This is a genomic window from Psychrobacter sp. (assembly GCF_035469765.1).
Classification (GTDB): Bacteria; Pseudomonadota; Gammaproteobacteria; order Pseudomonadales; family Moraxellaceae; genus Psychrobacter.
In genome coordinates this window covers 1-4,403 of record NZ_DATIRM010000229.1, presented here as the reverse complement: position 1 = coordinate 4,403, position 4,403 = coordinate 1, and the positions used below count along the sequence as shown (strand labels likewise).

Sequence of the window (4,403 nt, the reverse complement as noted above, 5' to 3'; positions counted from 1 at the left end):
AAAAACTGGTTTTAGCAGTAGTATCTAAGCCCTTCACGCGATTTTCTACATAGCGTGAAGGGTTTTTTTATGTTTTTTACTTTAAGTGACTTATGGTATAGCAGTATATGACTGATATTTTCAACCCTAAAAAAGTTAGGTATTTGCTATCTAATACACAGTAAGCTAGCTAATGCTTTGATATACTGCGCTTGTTAAAGGGTTATGAATTATCTCGGGTTATCATGAATGAATTTGACTAAAAGCTTAGCCACTTTTTCACCTTGGTCTTCTTGAAGAAAATGTCCGCCGTTGGCAATAATCTTATGTTCTTGATCTTTGGTTCCGGGAATGAGTTTTTGCATGATGCGATCGCCACCAGCAGTAACTGGGTCAGAATCGCTGAACAGTGTAATGAAGGGCTTTGTCCATTTACTCAGCTCAACCCATGCGGCGCGGTTATTTTCCGAAGCAGGGTCATCCGGCGTCGAGGGTACAAGCAGTGGAAACTGTCTGGCGCCTTCTTTATAGGATTCATCAGGAAATGGCGCGTTGTATGCGTCGATGACCGCCTGTGACAGCTCAGTAACGGTACCGCTCTTGATGGTGCCTCCGACATGAAATTGCGCTGTTTCCTGCGAGAATTGCTGCCATTTACGAAAACCCTCACCTAGATCATGGTCGCCAGTAGGGAGCATAGTATTGCCAGCTGCTACCCGAACAAACCGGTCTGGATGTGCCGCAACCAAACGCAGACCAATCAGTCCACCCCAATCCTGACAAAACAGAGTGATGTTATTCAAATCTAATTGGTCGAGTACCGATTGCATCCAGTTGACATGACGCTGGTAGGTGTAATCAGTACGGGACGCGGGTTTATCTGAGCGCCCAAAACCGGGAAGGTCTGGAGCAATAACGCGGTGTCCTGCTGCAGTCAGTATTGGGATCATTTTACGATATAAATAACACCATGAAGGCTCCCCATGCAGCAGTAACACCGGGTCAGCGTCCCTTGGTCCCTCGTCTAGATAATGCACGCGAAACTCGCTGCCTTCGCTGTCGTCGACCATTAGATAGTGCGGGTCAAAATCGTAATCGGGTAGGTTTGCAAAACGCGAATCGGGAGTTCTGATCGTTTTCATATATCGTCCTTGAGTTGGGTAAATGAGCGAGTATTCTCACACAGTTGCTGGAATCTTAAAGTTAGGATTGATTGCCACAAAACCCGATGAGAACTGAGCGCCGTCACCAACCTTGATCATGTGAGCATCATATTCCGCACTCTTACCTAATCCCAATCATTCCTCTAACTTGATAGTTTTTTTTTGACTGTTAGGTATTTTTATCGCATTTATCAAAGTTCTGTGGGTAGAGCGCGCGTGCTGCTACGTCATCAAACTCGGTCTTAAACTCGATACCCTTAGAAATATTTCGGGCTTTTTGGACAGCAGGACGGGCACTTATATTTGCAAACCAGCGTTTTAGATTAGTATAGTTATCTAAACCTTCTTCACCTAACACAACGGTTGCTTTATCAATCCAACCCCAAGCTGAAATATCGGCAATTGTATACTCATCGCCAACCAGATACTCGCGACCTTCCATGTGTGTCTCTAACACTTCGTAATGACGTTCGGCTTCACGAAGATATCGATTGATAGCATAAGGCGTTTTCTCTGGTGCCTTATGTCTAAAATGCACAGATTGACCAGAAAACGGCCCTAAACCTGTCGCTATAAACATCAACCATGACAGCATCTCGCCACGATCTTCTGGCTTGCCGGCTAATTTTCCTGTTTTCTCGGAGAGATACATCAAGATAGCAGTAGAGTCAAACACACGCTTGCCATCATCTTCGATTGCTGGTGTTTTACCATTGGGGTTAATAGCGCGATACTCAGAGGTATGTTGTTCACCTTTTAAAGTATCTACAGCAATCAACTCATAGGGCAAGCCAGTCTCTTCAAGGTAGACAGCTACTTTCATTGGGTTTGGTGTTTGATGAAAATAAAACTTGAGCATAAACTAATCCTATCGTGTTGAGGTCTTAGTTGGACAACCATAAAAGCAATGAAAAATGAGTTTTAAGGAATAATGAACTCATCAAAAATCATTATCAGCAGTGAGCCTAACAATGCGTACCACGAATAGGGTAGTTGTTTTCTCTAATAAAGCTCAAGCCATTCGCAAGGGCTGCAAGTTCAGGTCTGGAAAAAGGCGCGTTGGAGATATCGACAATTTGAATCTCTCCATCAGCATTAACAACGAACACAGCAGGCTCTGAAAAGGGATGGTCAGTTTCTTTCTCTGAACGTGGGTCAGAGATGTATAGCCCTAACGACTCCATTTGCTCAATCGTTAAACCATAAGCAATAGGGAAGTCAATATCTAGTTTTTCTAAATGACTCTCTAATTGCGCTTTACTGTCACCTGATACCGCAATGATATCGATACCCGCATCAGAAAATGAGGCTTTTACGGTTTCTAACTGATTGAGGTACTTAGTACATATCGGACAATGTTGACCTCGGTAAATAACGACTAATTTCCAGTCATGACCGTTTTCAGGCGTGCCTAATGTTTTCATCTCACCATTTAGGATTTGTACTTTCATATCGGGAAATTTGACACCAGCTTGAAGTTTTTGTGCGTAATTTGATTGCATGATTTATCCTTTATTTAATAGTTTGCATGAATGCGAGTAATTTGTATTGAGACTTAGAAACCTTAGTAGGTAGATCAAGTTTTCTACAATCAGTTGGCTATAGTACATATGAGAATCAATAATTTAACTTAACTAGAGTGGATGTTCAAGACTAATTTGAGCAATCACTCAAATTAGTTTATTTATTTAATGTATTTTATTTATTTATTATTGTAGCGCCCTGCGACACGTCTGAAAATTTACAGATTGCTCAAGCAAGCTACCACCTAGATTCCGCAGCGCATCAAAATCAAACCTCAATATCAATCAAGCCGCCTAATTATTTCTAAAAACAGCAAGAACCCGTTAAGTTATGACTGCAAAGACCTAATAGATTTTTTATATATAAATAAGTCTATCGCTTTTATTTTGAAATGTTTCTATTGATTATGCTATAACCCAAAAATCATGATATTGCTTTTCCCTGACTATATGCGATATATGGCTATCCTTGTGTACCAAAAATTGGCAAAATTATCCCTTCGCCATTGGTCTGCATCGTATTAGTGACGATCTTAGCGATTGTATTTAGCGCAGAGGCACGAACCATCAGTGATATGGGTCAATTGCCTGATACTTTACCTATTTTTTTATTACCCAATATTCCTTTGAATGTAGAAACATTGCTGATTATCTTGCCTTACTCTATTAGCTTAGCGATAGTCGGCTTATTGGAATCCATGATGACCTTGACCATAATAGATGATTTGACCGATACTAAGGGTGATCGTAATAAAGAATGCAAAGGTCAAGGGATAGCCAATGTAGTAAGTGGGTTTTTTGGAGGAATGGCAGGCTGTGCAATGATTGGTCAGTCTATTATTAACGTGAAATCAGGTGGCTTTACACGTTTATCCACCTTGATTGCTGGGGTGTTTTTATTATTAATGGTGGTATTTTTAAGCGATTGGTTAAAGATTATTCCGATGGCGGCATTAGTGGCGGTTATGATTATGGTATCGGTTGGTACCTTTAATTGGGGCTCTTTTAGAGAGCTGAAGACCAAGCCATTACAAAGCAATCTAGTGATGATTATTACGGTTGCAGTAGTGGTAGCTACTCATAACTTAGCTTATGGCGTTCTAATTGGGGTGCTTTTATCGGCATTGTTTTTTGCTAATAAGATTGAGCGTTATATGAGTGTTGAAACACAGCTAGATGAATCAGCACAAACGCGCTATTATCAGGTACAAGGCCAAGTGTTTTTCTCATCAGCTGAGCGTTTGATAGAGTCTTTTGATATTAAAGAGAGGATTGTTAAAGTGATTATTGATGTCTCTGATGCGCACTTTTGGGATGTGACGGCTGTTGCTGCTATTGACAAGGTGATTATTAAGTTTCGTCGTGAAGGTACAGAGGTCGAGCTCCTTGGTTTGAATGAAGCCAGTCAAGCAATGGTAGAAAAATTCGGCGTTCATGATAAATCGGACGTTAATACTAACTTAGGTGTTCATTGATAAGCTTGCCCATTCAATCATAAAAATACTAAGGATAAAATAATGACAACACAACAGCATATTTTAGCATGTATTGATGGTTCGGCAGTGACAGAATCTGTTTGTGATTATGCCGCATGGTATGCCAGTCGCTTGGGCTTACCAGTTGCATTATTAAATGTGATTGACGTACCGGCGTCCACAAGACGAGATTTGTCGGGCGCGATAGGTATTAATAGTCGCCAGGTTTTATTAGAAGAATTAACCCAGTTAGATGAACAAAG

The 4,403-nt window shown here is 40.9% G+C and carries 4 protein-coding genes and 2 pseudogenes; 2 read left to right on the top strand and 4 right to left on the bottom strand.

The window, feature by feature from the left end; all coding sequences use genetic code 11:
• Positions 1-209: 209 nt before the first annotated feature.
• From VLN09_RS06540 to VLN09_RS06525, 4 genes and pseudogenes are all read right to left on the bottom strand, one after another.
• Complete coding sequence (locus tag VLN09_RS06540) at positions 210-1,121, bottom strand: haloalkane dehalogenase (RefSeq protein ID WP_325244830.1); 912 nt, start codon at positions 1,119-1,121, stop codon at positions 210-212.
• A 39-nt stretch (positions 1,122-1,160) separates the two neighbouring features.
• Positions 1,161-1,316 (bottom strand): annotated as a pseudogene (locus tag VLN09_RS06535) (glutathione-dependent disulfide-bond oxidoreductase); the annotation flags it as partial.
• Positions 1,312-2,001 (bottom strand): glutathione S-transferase family protein, encoded by a 690-nt coding sequence (locus VLN09_RS06530; protein ID WP_325244828.1) that lies wholly within the window; start codon positions 1,999-2,001, stop codon positions 1,312-1,314. The pseudogene VLN09_RS06535 and the gene VLN09_RS06530, both read right to left, overlap by 5 nt.
• Before the next feature lie 106 nt (positions 2,002-2,107).
• Entirely contained in the window at positions 2,108-2,644 is a 537-nt protein-coding gene (locus VLN09_RS06525) for a peroxiredoxin-like family protein (protein ID WP_325244826.1), read from the bottom strand.
• Between the two features lie 476 nt (positions 2,645-3,120).
• Between VLN09_RS06525 and VLN09_RS06520 the strand changes: the two are divergent.
• Positions 3,121-4,140 (top strand): annotated as a pseudogene (locus VLN09_RS06520) (SulP family inorganic anion transporter); the annotation flags it as partial.
• A gap of 42 nt (positions 4,141-4,182) precedes the next feature.
• Positions 4,183-4,403: universal stress protein (locus tag VLN09_RS06515; RefSeq protein WP_325244824.1), on the top strand; the 221-nt coding region annotated here is incomplete at its 3' end.